This is a genomic window from Mesorhizobium sp. WSM2240 (assembly GCF_040438645.1).
Lineage (GTDB): Bacteria > Pseudomonadota > Alphaproteobacteria > Rhizobiales > Rhizobiaceae > Allomesorhizobium.
Genome location: NZ_CP159253.1, coordinates 2923601 through 2943812 on the forward strand (window position 1 = coordinate 2923601; position 20212 = coordinate 2943812).

Consider the following 20212-nt stretch of genomic DNA (forward strand, 5'->3'; position numbering starts at 1 on the left):
CCTTCTTGATAGGGATTCCCGTGCCTGCAAGCCGGAATCGATCTGAATTGTCCCCTGTTAAATAGGATGTCCGCTCCGCCTTGTGCAAGGGCGGCTTCGAAGGTCCCGCCGTTAAGCTTGCCGCTTATCAAAACCGGGTTCAGACTGCCTCGGCCCGCAGCCATCGCTTCAACCCGTCCGCGTCGCCGTTAGCGACCGCCCGCGCCACCCGCCGACCGACCGCCGCGCCGAATTTGTAGCCATGGCCGGAACAGGCCGATACGATCAGGCATTTGCCGGTTTCGTTCGCCAGAAAGCGCTCGTCGGCTGTGAAAGTGTAAGCGCAGGTGACCACCTCCGTCACCGTGTACTCGCCAATGCGGGCGATGGGTGGCTGGAAAAGATTGCGGATCGCCTCGCCCTCGCCTTCGACCGGGAGGCGGTTCCAGTCGGCATCGCTGGTCGGAACCTTGTGCAGCCCTGAACCGAACTTCATGCCGGCGCGGCCGGACGGCGGCACGATATAGCCGTCGGTCTTGCCGCCGACATCGAGGATGACGGGCGCGGCCTCCCAGACGGCTTTCAAATCGGCCGGTGGTTCGACATAAGCGAGCGCGGTCCGGTAAGTCTTGAGATCGGAGCCGAGGCGCGGGAAGAGCTTCAGCACCCAGGCCCCGGCCGCGACGATGATCTTGTCCGCCCGCATCGTCTCTCCGGATTCGAGCGCGATCTCGCCCAGGCCCTCGTCGACCGCCACGACCTTGCTGTTTTCGTAGATATTGACGCCATTGTTGCGCAGCCAGTTCGCCAGCCCTGCTGCGATCTTGCGGCAATGCAGCGCGCCGCCCTCCGGCGAGAAGAAGGCGTAGCGAAATGTTCCCGGCTCGAGAAACGGCCAGCGCGCAGCGGCCTCGCCGGCGGTCAACAGATCGATCGGGTAGCCGCCCGCGACCAGCCCGTTGCGAAACTGCTCGGCCTCGTCGCCTGTTTCGCGCGAAACGCAGACGAAGCCACGCGGATCGAGATGGCTTTCGCCCAGATCCGCCCAAAGCTCGTCCCAGGCATCATAGGCTTCGGTGATCAGCCGCCCGTAGCCCGTCGCTGCGCCATAGGCGCGGCGGATGATGCGGTGATGATCGCCAGACGCGGCGAGCGGGTTGGGGATCGGCCCCTGCTCGACAATGCTGACGCCGTGGCCGGCCTTCGCCAGCGCCCAGGCGGTGGAGAGGCCAGCTATGCCAGCGCCGACAATGATGATGTTCGCCATTCAATCTCCGAGCCAGGACCATTGCGGGATACGCCTGCTTCGATCGAGCCTCAAAAGTGCGCAACGATCACGGCGCGTTGTCCCCATATCATGACGATGCCGCTCAGCGCCATGAAGCAGATGACGATGGCGCGGAAATCGCGCGCGCGCATCTCACGGAGAAACCGCCGGGCCAGCCAATTTGACGCCAGCGCGCCCACACCCGCCGCCGCTCCAAACAGAAAAAGCTTGCCGTTCATCGAGCCAAGGGCCGAATAGGTGCCTAGCTGAACCATGTGCATCGGCAGCGACACCGCGGTCTTGGTGCCGACCATGCGCTCCTTCACGATTCCGGCGTTGAGATACAAATTGTTCATGACCGGTCCCATGGCTCCGACCAGGCCGGACAGGAAGCCAACCAGCAGTTCGGCCGGAAAGAACCACCACAGAGAGATCTCGAACGTCCGTTTCCTCGCGCCCAGTCGATATTGTAGCACGGTTGAAATCAGGAACAGCCCGACGATGATCTGAAGCCATTCGGCCGAGGTCGACGAGAATGCGGCTGCGCCGAGCAGGCCGCCAATGGCGGCGCCGGGAAGCGCCCAGCCAACCACGCGCCATTCGACGTCACGCCTGAAAACGAACGCGCGTCCGCTCGCGGCAACCAATGTCGCCAGCGTCGTCACGGGCGCAACCGCCTGCGCCCCAGCGACGAAGCCGACCAGCGGCACCAGGAGCATCGCCCCGCCTCCTCCGCCGATGGTCGAGATTATCCAGGCGATAAAGCCGGAGGCCGCGAGGAGGAGGTAGATAGTCATGCAGCGCCCAAATGCGTTTCCGGCAGAAGTAGCGCACCACCCAGACATGTCTATTTCGAGCAATGCATCTGGTGCTCCGACCGATGGTCTTGATAGAAGTTCTAAATGACCCCGAGTTCTGCTGCGCCGCCCTATCTCGACTTCGATCCCGCCACGCGCCGCCTGCGGCTTGACCCACACGAGCCGGGCTTCGTCCAGAACCCCTATGATACTTATGCATGGCTGCATAAGACCTCACGCACCTTCTTCTGGGAGGATTACGGCTTCTGGTGTTTTGGCGGTTATGAGGATGTCAGCCGGCTTTTGCGTGACCGCCGCTTCGGCCGCGAGTTCCCGGGCGGCTACATGGCTGGCGCCGCTGCGTCCGGTGAGCGAGGCCACCTCGCTGCATTCGATGCGGTCGAGGCCAATTCCATGCTGGAACTCGAGCCGCCGGTCCACACGCGGCTAAGGACGCTTGTCAACCGCGCTTTCGTCTCGCGCCAGGTCGAGCGGCTTCGGCCGCGCGTAGAGAGCCTGGCAAACAAACTGGTCGACCGGTTTGAGAGGGATGGCCAGGTCGATTTGCTGTCGGCCTATGCCGCGCCGCTGCCGATCACCATCATCGCCGAAATGCTCGGTGTGCCCGTCGAGATGGGGCCGCAACTACTCGACTGGTCGCACGACATGGTGGCCATGTACATGCACGGGCGGACCCGCCAGACCGAGGAGAAGGCGAATGCCGCAGCGGCCGCCTTCTCGGACTTCCTGCGCTCCTATGCCGCCGAGCGCCGCAAGAAACCCGGCGACGATCTCTTGAGCCTGCTGATCTCGGCACATGAGGACGGCCAAAAACTTAGCGAGGACGAACTGGTATCGTCGGCGATCCTGCTGCTCAACGCCGGCCACGAGGCGACGGTCCACCAGACCGGCAATGCCGTCAACGCGATCCTCGCGCAGGGCGGCGATCCGCGCCGCTTCTTCGTCACGCCCGAAGCGACCGCGGCGACTGTCGAGGAATGCCTGCGCTTCGATGCGCCGCTGCATATGTTCACGCGCTACGCCTATGGCGAGATCGACGCGGGCGACGGGGTGACGGTGCAGCCGGGCGACCAGATCGGCCTGCTGCTCGCCTGCGCCAATCGCGATCCTCTCGCCTTTGTCGAACCGGCGGCCTTCAATCCGGGCCGGCCTGACCAGAAGAACGCATCTTTCGGCGCAGGCATTCATTTCTGCATCGGCGCGCCACTGGCCAGGCTGGAACTCCAGGCGTCGCTGAAGGTGCTTTTCGACCGCCTGCCGGGACTGGCGCTGGCTGAGGAGCCGCGCTTCCGCGACACCTATCATTTTCACGGGCTGGAAGAACTAAAGGTGAGATTCTGACGCTCGCCACGCTATAGCGGGCGGGGCCGGCGCGGTTCGCCGGGAGCGCATTCCAGCGCCTTTCGGTCCCAACCACCAAGATCGGCAGCCGCCCGATAGGTTGATTCCAGGAAGACCATGAGCGCGGCTTCGGGATCGCTCGCGCGCCGCACGGCATCATACGGAAGCAGAAATTCGCCGAGCTTGTTGTCGAAATAGGCAGCTTCCGGCGAGACATGGGCGTCGGCACACCTATCCGGAGCGGGATAGGCATAAGAATAAAACGCCGGGAAGTCGATCGTCCCTCCGCCCGGCCAGAACCCGGCGGATGAAACCTCGTGGCTGTAGGCCTCCCGCGTCACCTCGTCCGGCAAGGCCGGCACCCCGCCGGGGTGCAAGGGAGCTGGGCGGCCCGAAAAGCGGGTCACCGCGAGATCGAAACTCCCCCAGAACAGATGCACGGGGCTGACCTTTCCGAGAAAGGCGGTCCGAAACCGCTTCAGCACCCGATCGACGGCGACGCTCGCATGGAAGAAGCGCGTCACCGCGTCGGCATCGTACGGACGTTCTGCATGATCGTCCTCGAACGGTACCGGGTTCGGAATCTCGTTCGGGCGGCCGTCGAAGTCGGCCACACCGCCCAATTTTTGCACCATGTCGATGAACTGCGCGTGAAAGGCTGCGACCGCCATAGGCTGGAGGGCGAACCGCGCGGTCCGGCCATCGGTCGCGGTTCCGATGACCGCATGCTCGATCAGATCGAAGGCGATTTCGATGCCGCCCGGACCGTCAGGAACGATCGACGTCGTGAAGCCGCGCGCGTCGATGTAGAAGGTCGCATGCCAGGAATGGTTGACCCAAGGCATGCGGGCAAGCCGGTATTTGCCGACGATCTGCGTGTAGAGGTGGAGCGCCGAACAGGTTTCACGCCAGGGCTGGTAGGGAATATCGGGCCACGGAATTTTCAACCTCTCTCCTCCTGGGCCTACACCCTCACCACATATTCCTTGCGTGTGGTTTCAACCACTTCCCAGGTACCCTTGAAGCCGGGGCGCAGGACAAAGCTGTCGCCGGCCCTGACCGTACGCGCTTCGCCGCCGTCCTCGGCGATGACCGAAACGCCGGACAGGATGTGGCAGAACTCCCACTCGTCATACTCGATCCGCCATTTGCCCGGCGTCGACTCCCAAATGCCGGCATGAACGCCGCCTTCGGCCTCCTCGACATTCCACGTCCGGAATTTTGGATCGCCCGAAATCAGCCGCCCATCAGCGGGCGCGCCCGCTTCCGGGTTCGTGCCGGATATGCCGATGGTGCGAAAATGCGAGACATACATGGCTCACTCCAACTTCGAAAATACCTGCTCCAGATCCGCGATGATGTCCTCGACATTCTCGATGCCGACCGAAAGCCGAACCACGTCCGGACCGGCGCCGGCCGCGATCTTCTGCTCGTCGGAGAGTTGGCGGTGGGTGGTCGAGGCCGGATGGATGACCAGCGATTTGGTGTCGCCGATATTGGCCAGGTGCGAAAACAGTTCCAACCCTTCGACCAGCTTGACGCCCGCCGCATAGCCGCCCTTCAGGCCGAAGGTGAACACTGCGCCCGCGCCGAGCGGCGAGTATTTCTGCTGCAGCGCATGGTTCTTGTCGTCCGGAAGCCCGGGATAGGAAACCCAGGCGACCTGGCTCTGCTTCGACAGCCATTCGGCAACTTTCTGCGCGTTGTCGCAATGGCGCTGCATCCGGAGTGGCAGGGTTTCCAGGCCCGTTAAGATCAGGAAGGCGTTGAAGGGAGCGATCGCAGGGCCGAAATCGCGCAAGCCGAGCACGCGGCAGGCGATGGCGAAGGCGAAGTTGCCGAAAGTCTCGTGCAGCACCACGCCGCCATATTCGGGCCGCGGATCGGACAGCATCGGGTAGTTGCCGGATTTCGACCAGTCGAACGTGCCGCCGTCGACGATCACGCCGCCCATCGAATTGCCGTGGCCGCCAATGAATTTCGTCAGCGAGTGCACGACAATATCGGCGCCATGCTCGATCGGACGCAGCAGGTATGGAGTGGCCATGGTGTTGTCGACGATCAGCGGCAGACCGTGCCTGCGCGCGATCTCGCCGATCGCCGCGATGTCGACGAATTCGCCGCCTGGATTGGCCAGACTCTCGACGAAGATGCCGCGGGTCTTGGCGTCTATCTGGCTCTGGAAGGTTGAGATGTCGTCGACATCGGCCCATCGGACCTCCCAGCCGAAATTCTTGAAGGCATGGCCGAACTGGTTGATAGAGCCGCCATAGAGCTTGCGCGAGGCGACGAAGTTTTCGCCGGACCGCATGATGGTGTGGAAGACCAGCAATTGCGCTGCATGACCGGAAGCCGTCGCCAGCGCCGCGGTTCCGCCTTCGAGTGCTGCAACGCGCTCCTCCAGCACCGCCTGGGTCGGGTTCATGATGCGGGTGTAGATGTTGCCGAAAGCCTTCAGGCCGAACAGCGAGGCGGCGTGATCAACATCGTCGAACACATAGGCCGTCGTCTGGTAGATCGGCGTGGCGCGCGCGCCGGTCGCCGGGTCGGGCTTGGCGCCCGCATGGACCGCCAGCGTGTTGAAACCCGGAATGCGCTGAGACATTTTTCCTCCAAAACCCGGTAATGAAATCCGTTGCCTATTCTTGGCGAAGCCTAACCCGAAATGCAAAGAACAAAATGCCCGCGGCACGGCTCGTACGCATCGCCAGAGCCGCCCAGATCCGCGATCGGCGGAATGGTTTGCTATTTCTGGCGGACGCCGAAACTCTGGAAGCCCGAACGCATGATCGGCTTCTTTGACGACAACACGCCGGAATTGACGCCGTTCCAGCCGATCTCGCCGGCAAGCCGGGCATATTCGATCTTCGGGCAACGGTTCATCACAACCCTGATCCCTGCCGCTTCGGCCTTCGCCGCCGCCTCATCATGGCGGATGGTCAGCTGCATCCAGATCACCTTCGGTAGCGGATCGAGCAACAGAGCTTCATCGACGATCGCCGGCACCGCACTGGACGGCCGGAAGATGTCGACCATGTCGATCGGTTCCGGGATATCGGCTAGTTTTGCGTAAGTCATGCGCCCGAGGATTTCTTTCCCTGCCTGCCCCGGATTGACGGGAAACACGGAAAATCCCTTGGCGATCAGGTATTTCGCCACGAAGAAGCTCGGCCGAACGTCATTGGCCGAGGCGCCAACGATGGCGATCGTCTTCACCGAATTCAGGATTCCGGAAATGTAAGAATTGTCGTAGGAATCGTGGTTCATGCGCTCAATCTGACCTGTCACCGGCAATTTGTATCGCCCTCGTATCGATGTTCTTTCTCCATCGCCACGACAAAGCTGCCAGCGGTTCCTCCTTTCGAGCGATACCCGCCCCACTTTCATCATCTGCTGCTTGACTCCTCGAATTTTCCGAAGCACGTTGCCTAAATCGGTCAGACCAATTTACCACTGGTCGACGACGCATGGGAGGAAACTCGGCAATGCCGATCCAGGCGGTTGAACCACGTCGGCTTTACCGGCAGGTCGCCGATCAGCTCAGGCAGCTGATCGAGGCGCGCGAGTTCGCCGTCGGCGACCGCCTGCCGACCGAACGCGAACTCGCCGACCAGCTGGGCATCTCCCGTCCGACCGTCCGTGAAGCGCTGATCGCGCTCGAGGTAGAAGGCTGGATACGCATCAGGGTCGGGTCCGGCATCTATGTCACCGATCCGCCACGGGCCGCGACAGCGGTCACGGGAATGGACGAAGGTCCGTTCGAACTTTTGCGCGCGCGTGAATTCATCGAAGGGGCGATTGCCGCCGAAGCCGCACTCCTGGTCCAGCCCGCCGATATCGAATTTCTGGACGACGTACTTACCCGGATGGAAGACATGAGCCATCCGACCCGCACTACGATCGCGCTAGACCGCGAGTTCCATACGACCGTGGCCGGTATTCTGGGGAATGCCGTCCTGGTACGCTTCATCGGCGATTTGTTCGACCAGCGCATGAATCCATACTTCGAGCTCCTGTCGAGCTATTTCGAGAACAAGGACTCGTGGCGCGCGGCTGCCGCGGAACACCGCGCAGTGCGCGATGCGATTGCGGCACGCGACCCCGAACGGGCGACGACCGCCATGCGGGAGCATTTGCGGTTGTCGCAACTCAGATTCTCACGCAATTTCGGTGAGAGATCCGTAACCAGGGAGGTTGCGGAATAGAAGTCGGCCGGCCGGGAGGACATCTGGCCGGAGCAGTCAAATCCATCACAGGGAGGAATACGAATGTTGAGGAAATACGCAGTTCTTTTCGGCACGATTGCCGCTATCGCCATGCCCATGGCTTCGGCGTCGGCGCAAACGGCCCTGAAATGGGCCCATGTCTATGAAACGTCCGAGCCCTTCCACACGGAATCGGTATGGGCGGCGGAAGAAATCGCGAAACGCACCGACGGCCGCTACAAAATCGACGTCTTTCCGGCCTCGCAGCTCGGCAAGGAAGCCGACATCAATCAGGGGCTGACACTCGGCACCGTCGACATCATCATCTCCGGGTCGAGCTTTGCGGCGCGCGAATTCCCGCCGATCGGCGTGACCTATTTTCCCTTCATCTTCCGCGATGCCGACCACCTGCTCGCCTATACCAAGAGCGACAAGTACAAGGAGCTGACCGGCGGCTACGAAGAAGCCTCCGGCCACCACATCACGGCGACGACCTACTACGGCACCCGCCACACCACCTCGAACCGGCCTATCGAGAAATGCGCAGACATGCAGGGGCTGAAAATCCGCGTGCCGGACGTACCGGCCTATCTTGCCATGCCGCGCGCCTGCGGCGCCAACACCGCCCCGATCGCTTTCGCCGAAGTCTATCTCGCACTCCAGCAGGGCACCGTCGAGGCGCAGGAGAACCCGCTCACCACGATCGAGGCCAAGAAGTTCTACGAGGTCCAGACCCACATCAACCTGACCGGCCACATCGTCGACCACCTCAACACCATCGTGTCGCAGTCGCGCTGGTCGCAGCTGTCCGACGAGGACAAGGCGATCTTCACAGAGGTGATGCAGGAGGCTGCCAAGCGCGCGACCGACAAGATCGTCGCGCGCGAGAAGGAGCTCGTCCAGGTATTCAAGGACCGCGGCCTGACGGTGGTTGAGGTCGACCGGGCCGATTTTGAGAAGAACGTCATGGAAAAGGTCACTTTCGAGGAATTCGGCTACCGCAAGGAAGACTGGGAAGCGATCCGCGCAATCCAGTAAACCGACTTCAACAGGCTCGGCGCGAGAAGCGCCGGGCCTGTTCCAGTCCGCCGCCCCGTCCTCCCTTAGCCGGAGCCGTGCCGATGACCGAGGAAATCCATACCCAGGTGACAGCCGAGGAACTGGCGCAGGCTTTCGAAGAGGAAGTCGCGCCCGCCGATCTTTCGCGCTACGCGCTCGAGGACTGGGTGACGCTCGCCGTGTTTTGGGGCATGTCGCTCTGCGTTTTCCTGCAGTTTTTCACCCGTTACGTGATGAATGACAGCTTCGCCTGGACGGAAGAGATCGCGATCAACTGCCTGGTCGTCGTGGTTTTCCTAGGCTCGGCCATGTGTACGCGCATGACGCGTCACATCCATGTCGACCTGCTCTACAAATACGTTCCGGCGCGGATTGGGCGGGTGCTAGCGCTTGCCGTTAGCCTGATCGCCATCGGCTTTTTCGCCTACATGTCGTGGCTGCTGTGGCGCTATGCCGGCATCGTGCACCGCGAGCGGATGGTCACGATCAATCTGCCGCGCAACATCGTCTTCTACACCGTCTTTGCTGCCTTCGTCCTCATGTGTCTGCGCCAGATACAGGTGTTCGTGGCCGACGTCAGGCGCGGCTATTCCGTGCTCGAGCGCCCCGCCGATTTCGATGGATACGGGATCTGAACCATGCTGCTCCTGATCGGATCCTTCCTTCTCCTCATGATCGGCGGCACGCCTGTCGCCGTCTCCATGGCGGTGGCCTCGCTGCTCTATCTCGTCTTCTACAATGTCGCGCCCGATATCATCACGGCGCAGCGCATGATCGCAGGCGTCGAGAGCTTTCCGCTGCTGGCCGTGCCTTTCTTCATTCTTGCCGGCAATCTGATGAACACCGCTGGCGTCACCGGCCGCATCTACACATTCGCGCTGGCCGTCGTCGGCTGGATGAAGGGCGGGCTGGCGCAGGTCAATATTCTGGGTTCCGTGGTCTTCGCCGGCATGTCGGGCGCGGCCTTGGCCGACGCCGCCGGCATCGGCACGATCGAGATCAAGGCAATGCGCGATCACGGCTATCCGGTCGAGGCGGCGGTTGGCGTGACCGCGGCGTCCTCAACACTGGGGCCGATCTTTCCGCCATCCCTGCCCTTCGTCATCTACGGTATGATGGCGAACGTCTCGATCGGCGCGCTGTTCATGGCCGGCATCCTGCCCGGGCTGGTGATGATGGTGCTGATGATGATCACGGTCGCGGTCTTCGCCTATCGCCGGGGATGGGGTTCCGACACGCCCTTCAGCCTGCGCCGGCTCGCCGCCGCATCGGCCGAAGTTCTGATGGTCGCCGCCTTTCCGGTACTCGTCTACCTGCTTTCGCTCACTGGCATCTCGCTCAATCTCGCGGTCGGCATCGCGCTCGTCGTGCTGATCGCGCTCGACTGGTATTTCGATTTTGCCGCCGTAATGGCGCTTATGACGCCGGTTATCCTGATCGGCGGCATGACCATGGGCTGGTTCACGCCGACGGAGGCCGCGGTCGCGGCCGTCATCTGGTCGCTCTTCCTTGGCCTCGTGCGCTATCGTTCGATGACGCTGCGCTCGCTCGCCAAGGCGAGCTTCGATACGATCGAGACCACCGCCTCGGTGCTTTTCATCGTCACCGCAGCGTCGATCTTCGCATGGCTTTTGACCGTCAGTCAGGCCGCGCAGTATTTCTCCGACTTCGTGTTCTCGCTGACCGATAACAAATGGGTCTTCCTGATCCTGGTGAATTTGCTGCTCCTCGGCATCGGCTGCTTCCTCGACACGATCGCGGCGATCACCATCATAGTGCCGATCCTGATGCCGATCATCGCCAAGTTCGACATCGATCCGGTACATTTCGGGCTGGTGCTCACGCTCAACCTGATGATTGGGCTGCTGACGCCGCCGATCGGCGTCGTCATGTTCGTGCTTTCACGCATTTCCGGGCTGTCGACCGAGCGCACCACCATGGCGATCCTGCCCTGGCTCGCGCCGCTGCTGATCGCGCTTCTCGTCATAACTTTCATTCCAGCTCTTTCACTGTGGCTGCCGACGCAACTGGGATTGATCCGATGACCGACCACGCAATCGCCGCGACCCTGTTCGGACCCCAGGACCTGCGGATGATAGAACATCCGCTCGGGCCGCTCGCGCCGGGCATGGTGCGGGTGCGCTTCGGGGCGGGCGGGATATGCGGCTCCGACCTGCACTATTTCCGCCATGCACGGACCGGCGATTTCATCGTCACCTCGCCGCTGATCCTCGGCCACGAGATTGCCGGCGAAATCGTGGAGATAAATGGCGCAGCGCCGGGCTTGAGCGTCGGCGACCACGTCGCGGTCAATCCGTCGCGCTGGTGCGGACATTGCGCCCGCTGCCTGGAGGGCCGCGCCAATCTCTGCGAAAACATCTACTTCATGGGTTCGGCTTCCAAGACGCCGCATATGCAGGGCGGCTTTGCCAGCGTGTTCGACGCGGTGCCGGCGCAATGCGTAAAGGTTCCATCGCACGTGGCCTATCAGGCGGCCGCGCTCGCCGAGCCGCTGGCGGTCAGCCTGCACGCGGTAGGGCGGGCGGGTGATGTCAGGGACAGGAGCATGATTCTGTTCGGGGCCGGGCCGATCGGGCTTTTGACCATGCTCGCGGCCAAGCTCAAGGGCTGCGGAGAAATCACCGTCGCCGACATCGCGGCGGCTCCCCTCGCCTTCGCCACCAAACTCGGCGCTGACCGGACTGTCGACCTCTCAGGCGGCGACGCCGGGTTGCAGGCGCTGGCGGCCGAAAAGCCGTTCGATGTCGCTTTCGAGATCTCGGGCACCGCGGCCGGCCTCGCCGCGGCAATCGCCAGCGTGCGGCGCGGAGGAACGGTCGTCCAGGTCGGGAATCTTCCGGGCGGCCAGATCCCCGTGCCCGCCAATGCGGTGATGGCCAAGGAAATCGACCTGAAGGGCACGTTCCGGTTCGGAGAGGAGTTCGGCCGGGCGGTCGACCTGATCGTCAGCGGCGAGGTCGACGTGCTGAAGCTGGTGACCGCCGAGCGCACCCTGTCCTCGGCTCCGGACGCATTCGGCCTCGCAGCCGACCGCTCGCAAAGCGTCAAGGTCGTGCTCACCGCCGGCTGAGCGTCTCCCGGTCACGCATCCCGCTTGGCAACCACCGCCCTACCCGGTAGGAACTGCGGCTGCCGGTCCAGCAGGAGGAAACGAAGTGGCACACGACGATCTGTCGGAAATTTCCGCGGCCTCCCATGCCGCGGTTCTGGCGCTCAACAATGCCCATGCGGCGGAATTGTCGTGGCTGGAGCCCAATGAACTGTCGCGCCTGCTCGGCGAGTCGTTTTATGCAAGGCGGATCGGCGAAGTCGACGCTTTCCTGCTCGCCTTCGACCAGGACGCCCGCTACGACAGTCCGAATTTCGAATGGTTTCGCGCCCGTTACCCGCGTTTCGTCTACGTGGACCGCGTGGTGGTCGCCGGCCATACGCGGGGGCGCGGCCATGCCCGCCGGCTCTATGCCGATCTCTTCGACCATGCCGCGCGCTCCGGCCACGATCTGATCGCCTGCGAGGTCAATGAAGATCCGCCGAACCCTGCTTCCGACGCCTTCCACGCCGCCCTCGGCTTTTCCGTCGCCGGGCAGGCGCGGATCCATGGCGGCAAAAAGGCGGTGCGCTATTTCACGCGGCCGCTCGCGCCCGCTTGAGCCGACGATCAGGAAGGCTGCAACTCCGGCTGCCTGATGCCCAGGGCATCCAGCGCCGCCGGAATATCGATCGTCGCCTTAAGCGGCAGATGATCCGACGCCACCTCCGACAGCGGCGTGTGGTGCGCTTCGAGCGCAGTGACCAGTCCGGGCGAGCCGATGACGCGGTCGAGCGCCACCATGGGATAGTAGGACGGAAAGCTCATCGGCGCGGCGGGCAGCGGCCCGAAGAGCGGCCTTAGATCGTGCAGCGACGAACGCGGCCCCGGCCGCCATTCGTTCAGGTCGCCGAGCAGCAGCGTTGGGATACGGGTGCCATCGTCGACAGCGTCGACTATGGCGCGTACCTGCCAGCGGCGCACTCGCCGCAGGAGCCCGAGATGGGCGGCCACCACCCGCAACGGCCCGGAAGGCAGTTCCAGAACCACCACCAGCGCACCGCGTGGCTCGGCGCCGGGCAGCGCCAGCCGCCTGACGCTGCGCACGACGCCTGTCCTGATGAGCAACGCATTGCCGCGCCATCCATGGCCGTTGGGGGCGAGCGAAGTCCTCACCAGCGATAGCCCGGAAGCCGCCTCCAGCGCCCGCAGGTCCAGAAGGCCGCGGCGCTCGCCAAAACGCTGGTCGGCTTCCTGCAGCGCCACTACGTCCGCGCCGATCTCGGCGATGACCGCCGCCACCCGCTCGGGATCGAAGCGGCGGTCGACGCCCAGGCACTTATGGATATTATAGGAGGCGACGGTGACCTGATGCCCGGCGGCCTGGCCCAGCCTGTGCGGGTCGGCTGCGCGCGCCGCAAGCTGCTGATGACGGATGCGGTTCTTGATCTGGGCCTTTATCGATCCCAGGCGGCGTGGCGCGCGCTTGAGTAGATCGAGCTGGACCGGATCGAAGAAGCGAAAGCGTCGAAGAGGCATTCAGTGTCTTTCAAGCCGAAGGGGATTTTTTGACTCTAGAGCCTGATCCATTCCGATGGAATCGCAATAGGCCCTGATTTGCTGTTTTGCCGCATGATCTTATCTGAAAGTCTGAAACTTCTGCTCGCGGATACGGTTCGATCAGGCCTCTAAAGTTGCTCCTCGATAGGCAGTAGTCCAACCAGCATCGCGATCATGCGCCGCCGCAGGCTGGCCTCGGGCTCGGCGCTCAGGATCTTCGCTGCGCCGACCGGCCCATCTTCCCATCCTATGGCGCCGTTTCCAAGCACAACGCGGTAGCTTCGGCGCGGCGACATCTCCTGCTCAAACACCGCCTGCACCTCCTTGGCCAGTTCTGCATGGTCAAACATGATGCCCATTTCAGTATTGAGGGAGGCCGAGCGCGGGTCGAAATTGAACGAGCCGACGAAGCCGGTCCTGTCGTCGACCAGAAACGCCTTTGTGTGGAGGCTGGCGCCGCTCGAACCGAACAGGGAAATATCCTGCCGCGCTTCTCGCGGACGAAGCTCGAACAACCGGATGCCGCCTTCGATCAGCCGTTTGCGGTATCGCGCATAGGCGCCGTGGACCGCCGAAACGTCGGTCGCGGCCAATGAATTGGTGAGAACGGAAACGCTCACGCCTTGGGCGACAAGGTCCAGCAGTATGTTTGCGCCATCTTCGCCGGGAATGAAGTAGGGCGATACGATCTCAAGCCGGCTCCTGGCGGAGGCGACCGCCGGCATAACGGCCTTTATAAGCCAGTTCTCCCGTTTTCCGTCAAAGGCTTTCTCCGGTGGGTCGGAGACGACGCGCGCACTTGCGGTCCAGTGCAGCTTCTGGATACCCGCCAGCATGTCCTGGACGTCTTCTTCCTCCAGCACGCGGCCCAGATAGGGAATTGCGGCTGCATGTGAAGGCGACGATTGCAGCGCCTGGCGCAGTTTCGGCAGATTGCCCCTTCGTGAGCCCGCGAGCGTCTTGATCGGAATGACGACGCTGCTGTTCCAGTAGGCGTCGAATATCGCTTCGGTCTGCTGAACCGCCGGCCCTACCATCAGGATGTCCATATCGCGGAAATTCGAGGCTTCGGCGGCGTCGAAATAGGCATCGCCTATGTTGCGCCCACCGACGATGGCGAGCCGGCCATCGACGATCCACGCCTTGTTATGCATGCGCCTGACCACGCTGTAGTAGCGCAGCAGCATTTCCAGGCCGCGACGAAACGAGCCGTCACGGCTGCGGCAGGGATTGAACAGCCGCACCTCGATGTTCGGGTGGGCGTCGAGCGCGCAGTAATTGGCGTCGCGGCCATTGACGTTGACGTCGTCGAGCAGCAGGCGCACGCGCACGCCGCGATCCGCAGCCATGAGGACCTCATTAGCCAGCAGTCTGCCGGTCAGATCGTCCTTCCAGTAATAATATTGTAGGTCGAGGCTTCGGCCGGCATTGCGCGAAGCCGCGGCGCGAACGGCAAAGGCATGCAGATTTCCACTGAGCAGTTGCAGGCCGGTTTCGCCCGGATGCTTCCCGAGCAGCGGCGCAATCGCGGCGTCGAGCGCCGCCTGTCCTTCGGACACATCGAGGCTGATCGATGGCGCACCCTGTTCGTGGCGGGCGAACCGGCCATAGGAATAGACCGCAAGATAAAGGAACAGCACCAGTCCCGCCAGTACGGCCAGCGCTATCGACAGGGTGCCCATTCTATTGTCTTGACCATCTCCGCGGACCGATGCGGCCATTAATACAAGGCGGAAGCATGGCGAATGTTCCATCGGCCGGGCAATGTCGGGCAACAATGGTCATGCCCGCCGCAAGTCCAAGTTGTTTGGCCTATTCGTATTTCATCACTTTCTCGGGCAGCAGGCCCCTGGGCGCGAAGCGCAGCACGAGAATGATGGTCAGCCCGATCACGAAAACGCGCATCTGCAGGGCTCGGGTCGGCAGGTCCGACGGCGGCGCGATGTCGAATATCTGCTGTACCCAGCTTGCACCGTACCGGAACAGGATGAGTGCCGCCGGCTCCGACATGGTCCAGATCACATAGACTAACAGCGCGCCGAAAATCGTCCCGAGATTGTTTCCCGACCCGCCGAGCACGACCATGATCAGGACGAGGAAGGTGTGGTTGATCGGGTTGAAACCGCTCGGATCGAAGATACCGCCAAAGGTGACGAGTGCTGCGCCGCCGACTCCCACAATGATGTTTCCGAGCACGAACATCTCCAGTCGGCGGCGGTTCACATCCTTGCCGACAGCTTCGGCGGCCGTTTCATTGTCGCGGATGGCGCGCATCATCCGGCCCCAGGGCGAAGCCCAGCCGCGCTGCAGCAGGATGTAGATCGCGACGATCAGTATGGCGGTCAGCGCAAGATAAGCGGAGCGCGCCGCCACGAAGCCGATCTCGTTGGGGGTCGGAACTGGCCAGGGCAGCGGCGACACGGTCAGCGTGCCCCTGGTCAGCCAGTCGGCGTTCTTCAGGAATGACTTGACGATCTCGGCGATGCCGAGGGTTGCGATGGCGAGATAGTCTGACCGCAGGCCGAGCGTGATGCGGCCGATGAACCAGGCCAGCATGCCGGCGACGAGACCGCCGAGCACCCAGCCGAACCCGACCGGCAAGCCGAAGCCGCCGACGAAACTGGAGCCTTGCTCGATCAACGCTGCCGCGGGGCTGAGCCCGTTCTGCACCGTGAGGTAGGTTATGGCGGCGGCAAGGACCGTGAGGATGGTGCGGAGCTTTTTCGGTACGCCGATACGGTCGGCACGGCTGACGAGATATGTGGCTGCGACTCCGATTGCTAAATAGATCCCTGTGCGCAGCAGCATGCCCGGCGCCTCGGACTGCCAGAAAACGGGATTGACCGGAAACGAGACCAGCATGCTGGTGAAAGCGGCGATGGCGATGAAGCCCATGACGCCGGCATTGAAGAGCCCGGCATAGCCCCACTGAATGTTGAGGCCTAGCGCGACGATGGCGAGGCAGCTTGCCTCGACCAGCATTCGCACGCCATAGGCGTTGCCCTGCCAGACGAATACGAGCGCCACGATGACGGCGAGGCCGCCGAGGAGCGTGACCGTACGCATATCGATCACCCGCGTCACAGCACCCTCCCCCTGAAAATGCCGTGAGGACGCCAGATCAGCACGGCGACAAGGATGAAGAACGGCACGACCAGCTTGTATTCCGTCGGCACAAAGGCGAGGTTCGCCGGGATTTCCAGCCATTCCGGCAGATGCGGCTTCAGCGGCCGCAGCAGGATCGCCCAGTTGAACACGGAAAGTGTTTCGGTGAAGCCGACCAGCAGGCCGCCGCTGATCGCGCCATAGGGCTGCCCCACGCCGCCAACGATCATGGCGGCGACGATCGGCAGCAGAAGGTTGAAACTCAGATCGGGCTTCAGGCTCACATCCATGGCGAGCAGCGTCCCGGCCGCCGCCGCCAGGCTGCCGGCGATGACCCAGGTGGTCCGCACGACATGGCCGGTGCTGATGCCGGAAATGCGCGCCAGATCGGCATTGTCGGACATTGCCCGCATCGCCTTGCCAGTGCGCGAGCGCGTCAGGAACAGGTGCAGAGCGATGATGCTTACTATCGTAAAGACGATCAAAAGCAGTTGCGGCTCCGTCACGATGATGGCGCGTCCGCCGAACGGAATGCGATAGATGTCCTTCGCAGTGACATACATCTGGCGGGGTGCGGTGCCGAAGAACAGCCGGATCACGCCCTGCAGCATCAGCATGACGCCGAAGGAGGCGATGACCAGCGTGATCGGCTTGTAGCCGACGGTCCGGAGCGGCGCGTAGAACCTTTTGTCGAGGAAGATCGTGACGGCGGCAGTGACAATCATCGCCAAGGGCATGACTATAAAGGCGGTAGGCAGGCCGACCAGCACGCCAAGGCCCGGCATCAGCATGGTCAGCACGAAGGCCACGAAAGCGCCGAGCGTCATGATGTCGCCATGGGCGAAATTGGCGAAACGCAATATGCCCGAAACCAGCGTCATGCCGACTGCGCCGAGCCCGTAGACCGAGCCGATGATCAGCCCGGCGACGACCACCTTGTTGATGAAGAACACGATCTCGTTGATTGGCATCGCCGCCAGCAAGCCGACGTCTTCCATCAATGCACTCCCCCGCCGAGGAAGCTTTCGGCCACTTCCGGATTGTCGAGCAGGGCCTGCCCGGTGTCGGTGAAGGAATTTCTTCCGCCGGCCAGGACGAAACCCTTGTGGGCAATGGCCAGCGCCTGGCGCGCATTCTGCTCGACCATCAAAATGCCGACGCCACTCTCGTTGATAGCGATGACGCGCTCGAATATCTCGCCCATATAACGCGGCGACAGGCCGGCAGTCGGCTCGTCGAGCAGCAGCAGCTTGGGCTCCATCATCAGCGCGCGGCCGATAGCCACCATCTGGCGCTGCCCGCCCGACAATTCGCCCGCAGGCTGGCGATGCTTGTCGCGCAGCGGCGGGAAATATTCGAAGATTTTCTCGATCAGCGGCCGGAAATCGTCGCGGCGAATGTAAGCGCCCATTTCGAGGTTTTCGCGCACCGAAAGCGTCGGGAAGACGTTGAACTCCTGTGGCACGAAAGACAGGCCGCGCCGCACCAGCGTCTCGGGGTTTTTGTTGGTGACGTCCTCGCCGTCGAAGGTGACGCTACCCTCCGACACCGTCAGCAGGCCGAACAACGCCTTCAGCGTCGTCGACTTGCCCGCTCCGTTCGGCCCGACGATGACGCCGATCTCGTGGGCCTCGATTTCGATGCTGACGCCGTTCAGGATGTTTGCGCCGCCATAGCCGGCATGGATGTCGCGCATGCTCAATATGCTCATGACGCGCGCTCCGCAGGCGCACCGCCGAAATAGGCCTCGATGACTTCCGGGTTCTTGCGGATGTCGGCCATCGGCCCCTGAACCATCACCGAGCCGGCGGCCATGACGATGACCGGATCACAGAGCCGCGCGATGAGATCCATATCGTGCTCGATGACGAAGAAGGTCAGTCCCTTTTCGCGGTTGAGGGATTCGACCACCGAAGCGAGATCGTTCAGCAAAGTGCGGTTGACGCCGGCCGCAACCTCGTCGAGCAGCACCACGTGGGGCTCGGCCATCATCACCCGGCCGAGTTCCAGGAGCTTCTTCTGGCCGCCGGATAGGTTGCCGGCCTGCTCGTTCTTTACATGGGTAAGCCGGAGGATTTTCAGGATTTCCTCAGCCTTGCGGCGGGCGGCCAGTTCGTCGGCGTGAATTTTGCCGCGGCGGAAACAGGCGTCGAAGAAGGATTCCTCGCCCCGGCCCGCAGTGACCACCATCAGGTTTTCGAGTGCAGTAAGATGCGTGAATTCCTGCGCGATCTGGAAGGTGCGCGACAGGCCGTGCTCGAACAGCTCGTGCGCTGCGAGCCCGGTGACGTCCTCGCCGTCGAGCAGGATGGTGCCGGAGGAAGGCGGAAACGCGCCTGCGACCATGTTGAACATGGTCGTCTTGCCGGCCCCGTTCGGGCCGATCAGACCGGTGATCGTGCCGCGCTCGACCTTGAGCGAGCAATTGTCGACAGCCACGACGCTTCCGAACCGTTTCGTGACGTTTCTGACCTCGATGAGTGTATTCACCCCACCCGCCAATCTTCTTTGTCTTGGATGCAACAGCGGCTTGTCGCCAGCCCCCAAAGCCGGCGCCGTCTTGCGCATCGTGCGGCGGGAGGCCGAAAAACCGACCTCCCGCCAATTCGTGAAAGGTTTAGTTGGCTTCCGCCACTTCCTTGAAGCCCTTGCCCTCGACGACCATTTCGATGACGTTGCCAGGCACGTCGCCGTTCTCGTCGAATTCATGGCTGCCTGCGGCGCCCTCGTAATTGATGTCGGTACCTTCCGCAATCAGCTTCTTGGCTTTTTCCCATTCGCCCGGCAGGATGACTTCGCCCGGCGCGGAAGAGACCTCGCGCAATGCTTCGTTCAACCCTTCACGCGTGTCCTTGCCGAGCTTTTGGATAGCGAGTGCGATCAGGAACCCGGCATCATAAGCCTGCGCTCCGAAATTGGCGTTCGGATCGAGACCTGCCTCCTTGGCCATCGGCCCATAGAGCTCGGTACCCGGGCCAGTGGCGTTGCCGATGCGGGTGGCGACCATGCCGTCGAGCTTGCCCTCACCGATATTGGTGATCAGCGAGTCGCCGACCATGCCGTCTCCGCCTGCGAATTGCGAGAAGTCGCCGCCTTCCAGCGCCTGCCGGATGATCGTCGAGCCGGAGCCGTCGACATAGGCCAGAACCACCAGCATCTCGGCGCCGGACGATGCCAGCGAACCGATTTCGGCGCGGTAGTCGGCCTTGCCGTCCTCATGCGCCTCCTTAGCCGCGACTGTGCCGCCGAGTTCCTTAAACGACTCTTCCAGCGCGTCGGCGAAGCCTTTGCCGTAGTCGTTGTTGACGTAGGTGATGGCGATGTTGTCGGTGCCCTTTTCCTGCAGGATCTTGGCCAGCGCCTCGCCGCTATAAGCGTCGGACGACGTCGTGCGGAAGACGAGGTCCTTGTCATCAAGCTTGGAGATGGCCGGCGAGGTCGCGGCCGGCGAGACGATGACGACGCCGCCCGGAATGGCCGCATTGTTGGCGGCCGCGATGGTCTCGCCCGAGCAGAGCGGGCCGACAAGCGCCGTCACCTTCTCGGAATTGACCATGCGGTCGGCGGCGTTCGAAGCGGCGGTGGCGTCGGCGCAGGTGGAGTCGCCCGAGACGATCTCGAGCTTCTGGCCGTCGAGGATGCCTCCCTGCTCGTTGACCTGCGAGACGGCGAGCTTGGCGCCCTCAAAGATCGGCGGGACGAGGCTTTCGATCGGGCCGGTGAAGCCGCCGAGGAAGCCGATCTTGACGTCGGCATTGGCGGCCGAGGCGGCCAGCACGGCCGTACCGACCATGGCGGTCGCGAAGATTGTCCTGGTGATGCGTTTCAT

20 protein-coding genes are annotated in these 20212 nt (G+C 62.8%); 7 read left to right on the top strand and 13 right to left on the bottom strand.

Annotation, left to right across the window (positions count from 1 at the left end; genetic code table 11):
* Nucleotides 1–139: 139 nt before the first annotated feature.
* Nucleotides 140–1246, bottom strand: a complete 1107-nt coding sequence (locus tag ABVK50_RS14380; RefSeq protein ID WP_353640922.1) for an FAD-binding oxidoreductase — start codon at nt 1244–1246, stop codon at nt 140–142.
* A gap of 50 nt (nt 1247–1296) precedes the next feature.
* Entirely contained in the window at nt 1297–2043 is a 747-nt protein-coding gene (locus ABVK50_RS14385) for a sulfite exporter TauE/SafE family protein (protein WP_353640921.1), read from the bottom strand.
* Nucleotides 2044–2148: 105 nt separating this feature from the next.
* On the opposite strand from ABVK50_RS14385, the gene ABVK50_RS14390 reads away from it, so the two are divergent.
* Nucleotides 2149–3405: a cytochrome P450 gene (locus ABVK50_RS14390; protein ID WP_353640920.1), complete on the top strand. Its 1257-nt coding sequence runs from the start codon at nt 2149–2151 to the stop codon at nt 3403–3405.
* Between the two features lie 11 nt (nt 3406–3416).
* Here the strand turns inward: ABVK50_RS14390 and ABVK50_RS14395 are convergent, their stop codons facing one another.
* From ABVK50_RS14395 to ABVK50_RS14410, 4 genes are all read right to left on the bottom strand, one after another.
* Complete coding sequence (locus ABVK50_RS14395; RefSeq protein WP_353640919.1) at nt 3417–4352, bottom strand: DUF5996 family protein; 936 nt, start codon at nt 4350–4352, stop codon at nt 3417–3419.
* A 17-nt stretch (nt 4353–4369) separates the two neighbouring features.
* Nucleotides 4370–4720, bottom strand: a complete 351-nt coding sequence (locus tag ABVK50_RS14400) for a cupin domain-containing protein (RefSeq protein WP_353640918.1) — start codon at nt 4718–4720, stop codon at nt 4370–4372.
* A 3-nt stretch (nt 4721–4723) separates the two neighbouring features.
* A complete protein-coding gene (locus tag ABVK50_RS14405; RefSeq protein ID WP_353640917.1) occupies nt 4724–6010 on the bottom strand; it encodes an O-acetylhomoserine aminocarboxypropyltransferase in 1287 nt (428 codons plus the stop codon).
* 140 nt (nt 6011–6150) lie between these two features.
* The gene (locus ABVK50_RS14410; RefSeq protein ID WP_353640916.1) at nt 6151–6672 is read right to left on the bottom strand and encodes a CoA-binding protein; all 522 of its coding nucleotides are present in this window, start codon (nt 6670–6672) and stop codon (nt 6151–6153) included.
* A 218-nt stretch (nt 6673–6890) separates the two neighbouring features.
* Here ABVK50_RS14410 and ABVK50_RS14415 point away from each other — a divergent pair, with 218 nt between their 5' ends.
* The 6 genes from ABVK50_RS14415 (at nt 6891) to ABVK50_RS14440 (ending at nt 12340) form a co-directional block, all read left to right on the top strand.
* Nucleotides 6891–7610 (top strand): FadR/GntR family transcriptional regulator, encoded by a 720-nt coding sequence (locus tag ABVK50_RS14415; RefSeq protein WP_353640915.1) that lies wholly within the window; start codon nt 6891–6893, stop codon nt 7608–7610.
* A 63-nt stretch (nt 7611–7673) separates the two neighbouring features.
* Nucleotides 7674–8648 (top strand): sialic acid TRAP transporter substrate-binding protein SiaP, encoded by a 975-nt coding sequence (locus ABVK50_RS14420; protein WP_353640914.1) that lies wholly within the window; start codon nt 7674–7676, stop codon nt 8646–8648.
* Between the two features lie 83 nt (nt 8649–8731).
* A complete protein-coding gene (locus ABVK50_RS14425) occupies nt 8732–9304 on the top strand; it encodes a TRAP transporter small permease (protein ID WP_353640913.1) in 573 nt (190 codons plus the stop codon).
* A gap of 3 nt (nt 9305–9307) precedes the next feature.
* Nucleotides 9308–10714 carry a TRAP transporter large permease gene (locus tag ABVK50_RS14430; RefSeq protein WP_353640912.1) on the top strand — a complete coding sequence of 469 codons (1407 nt, stop codon included), beginning with the start codon at nt 9308–9310 and terminating at the stop codon, nt 10712–10714.
* A complete protein-coding gene (locus ABVK50_RS14435; protein WP_353640911.1) occupies nt 10711–11760 on the top strand; it encodes an L-idonate 5-dehydrogenase in 1050 nt (349 codons plus the stop codon). Before ABVK50_RS14430 ends, ABVK50_RS14435 begins: the two co-directional genes overlap by 4 nt.
* An 85-nt stretch (nt 11761–11845) precedes the next feature.
* Nucleotides 11846–12340 carry a GNAT family N-acetyltransferase gene (locus tag ABVK50_RS14440; RefSeq protein WP_353640910.1) on the top strand — a complete coding sequence of 165 codons (495 nt, stop codon included), beginning with the start codon at nt 11846–11848 and terminating at the stop codon, nt 12338–12340.
* An 8-nt stretch (nt 12341–12348) separates the two neighbouring features.
* Here the strand turns inward: ABVK50_RS14440 and ABVK50_RS14445 are convergent, their stop codons facing one another.
* From ABVK50_RS14445 to ABVK50_RS14475, 7 genes are all read right to left on the bottom strand, one after another.
* Nucleotides 12349–13257: an endonuclease/exonuclease/phosphatase family protein gene (locus ABVK50_RS14445; protein ID WP_353640909.1), complete on the bottom strand. Its 909-nt coding sequence runs from the start codon at nt 13255–13257 to the stop codon at nt 12349–12351.
* A 149-nt stretch (nt 13258–13406) separates the two neighbouring features.
* The gene (locus ABVK50_RS14450) at nt 13407–14960 is read right to left on the bottom strand and encodes a phospholipase D family protein (RefSeq protein WP_353640908.1); all 1554 of its coding nucleotides are present in this window, start codon (nt 14958–14960) and stop codon (nt 13407–13409) included.
* A 130-nt stretch (nt 14961–15090) separates the two neighbouring features.
* Nucleotides 15091–16362: a branched-chain amino acid ABC transporter permease gene (locus ABVK50_RS14455; RefSeq protein WP_353640907.1), complete on the bottom strand. Its 1272-nt coding sequence runs from the start codon at nt 16360–16362 to the stop codon at nt 15091–15093.
* Nucleotides 16359–17381, bottom strand: coding sequence for a branched-chain amino acid ABC transporter permease (locus ABVK50_RS14460; protein WP_353640906.1), 1023 nt, complete (start codon nt 17379–17381; stop codon nt 16359–16361). Before ABVK50_RS14460 ends, ABVK50_RS14455 begins: the two co-directional genes overlap by 4 nt.
* Complete coding sequence (locus tag ABVK50_RS14465) at nt 17381–18094, bottom strand: ABC transporter ATP-binding protein (RefSeq protein ID WP_353640905.1); 714 nt, start codon at nt 18092–18094, stop codon at nt 17381–17383. The genes ABVK50_RS14460 and ABVK50_RS14465 overlap by 1 nt, the downstream gene beginning before the upstream one ends.
* The gene (locus ABVK50_RS14470) at nt 18091–18873 is read right to left on the bottom strand and encodes an ABC transporter ATP-binding protein (RefSeq protein ID WP_353640904.1); all 783 of its coding nucleotides are present in this window, start codon (nt 18871–18873) and stop codon (nt 18091–18093) included. The genes ABVK50_RS14465 and ABVK50_RS14470 overlap by 4 nt, the downstream gene beginning before the upstream one ends.
* Nucleotides 18874–19000: 127 nt before the next feature.
* Nucleotides 19001–20212, bottom strand: a complete 1212-nt coding sequence (locus ABVK50_RS14475) for an ABC transporter substrate-binding protein (protein ID WP_353640903.1) — start codon at nt 20210–20212, stop codon at nt 19001–19003.

What these genes read in the sequence shown, in the direction of transcription:
- ABVK50_RS14380 (WP_353640922.1), bottom strand. Translation starts at nt 1,246, where the DNA reads ATGGCGAACATCATCATTGTCGGCGCTGGCATAGCTGGCCTCTCCACC.
- ABVK50_RS14385 (WP_353640921.1), bottom strand. Translation starts at nt 2,043, where the DNA reads ATGACTATCTACCTCCTCCTCGCGGCCTCCGGCTTTATCGCCTGGATA.
- ABVK50_RS14390 (WP_353640920.1), top strand. Translation starts at nt 2,149, where the DNA reads ATGACCCCGAGTTCTGCTGCGCCGCCCTATCTCGACTTCGATCCCGCC.
- ABVK50_RS14400 (WP_353640918.1), bottom strand. Translation starts at nt 4,720, where the DNA reads ATGTATGTCTCGCATTTTCGCACCATCGGCATATCCGGCACGAACCCG.
- ABVK50_RS14405 (WP_353640917.1), bottom strand. Translation starts at nt 6,010, where the DNA reads ATGTCTCAGCGCATTCCGGGTTTCAACACGCTGGCGGTCCATGCGGGC.
- ABVK50_RS14410 (WP_353640916.1), bottom strand. Translation starts at nt 6,672, where the DNA reads ATGAACCACGATTCCTACGACAATTCTTACATTTCCGGAATCCTGAAT.
- ABVK50_RS14415 (WP_353640915.1), top strand. Translation starts at nt 6,891, where the DNA reads ATGCCGATCCAGGCGGTTGAACCACGTCGGCTTTACCGGCAGGTCGCC.
- ABVK50_RS14420 (WP_353640914.1), top strand. Translation starts at nt 7,674, where the DNA reads ATGTTGAGGAAATACGCAGTTCTTTTCGGCACGATTGCCGCTATCGCC.
- ABVK50_RS14425 (WP_353640913.1), top strand. Translation starts at nt 8,732, where the DNA reads ATGACCGAGGAAATCCATACCCAGGTGACAGCCGAGGAACTGGCGCAG.
- ABVK50_RS14430 (WP_353640912.1), top strand. Translation starts at nt 9,308, where the DNA reads ATGCTGCTCCTGATCGGATCCTTCCTTCTCCTCATGATCGGCGGCACG.
- ABVK50_RS14435 (WP_353640911.1), top strand. Translation starts at nt 10,711, where the DNA reads ATGACCGACCACGCAATCGCCGCGACCCTGTTCGGACCCCAGGACCTG.
- ABVK50_RS14445 (WP_353640909.1), bottom strand. Translation starts at nt 13,257, where the DNA reads ATGCCTCTTCGACGCTTTCGCTTCTTCGATCCGGTCCAGCTCGATCTA.
- ABVK50_RS14450 (WP_353640908.1), bottom strand. Translation starts at nt 14,960, where the DNA reads ATGGGCACCCTGTCGATAGCGCTGGCCGTACTGGCGGGACTGGTGCTG.
- ABVK50_RS14460 (WP_353640906.1), bottom strand. Translation starts at nt 17,381, where the DNA reads ATGGAAGACGTCGGCTTGCTGGCGGCGATGCCAATCAACGAGATCGTG.
- ABVK50_RS14465 (WP_353640905.1), bottom strand. Translation starts at nt 18,094, where the DNA reads ATGAGCATATTGAGCATGCGCGACATCCATGCCGGCTATGGCGGCGCA.
- ABVK50_RS14475 (WP_353640903.1), bottom strand. Translation starts at nt 20,212, where the DNA reads ATGAAACGCATCACCAGGACAATCTTCGCGACCGCCATGGTCGGTACG.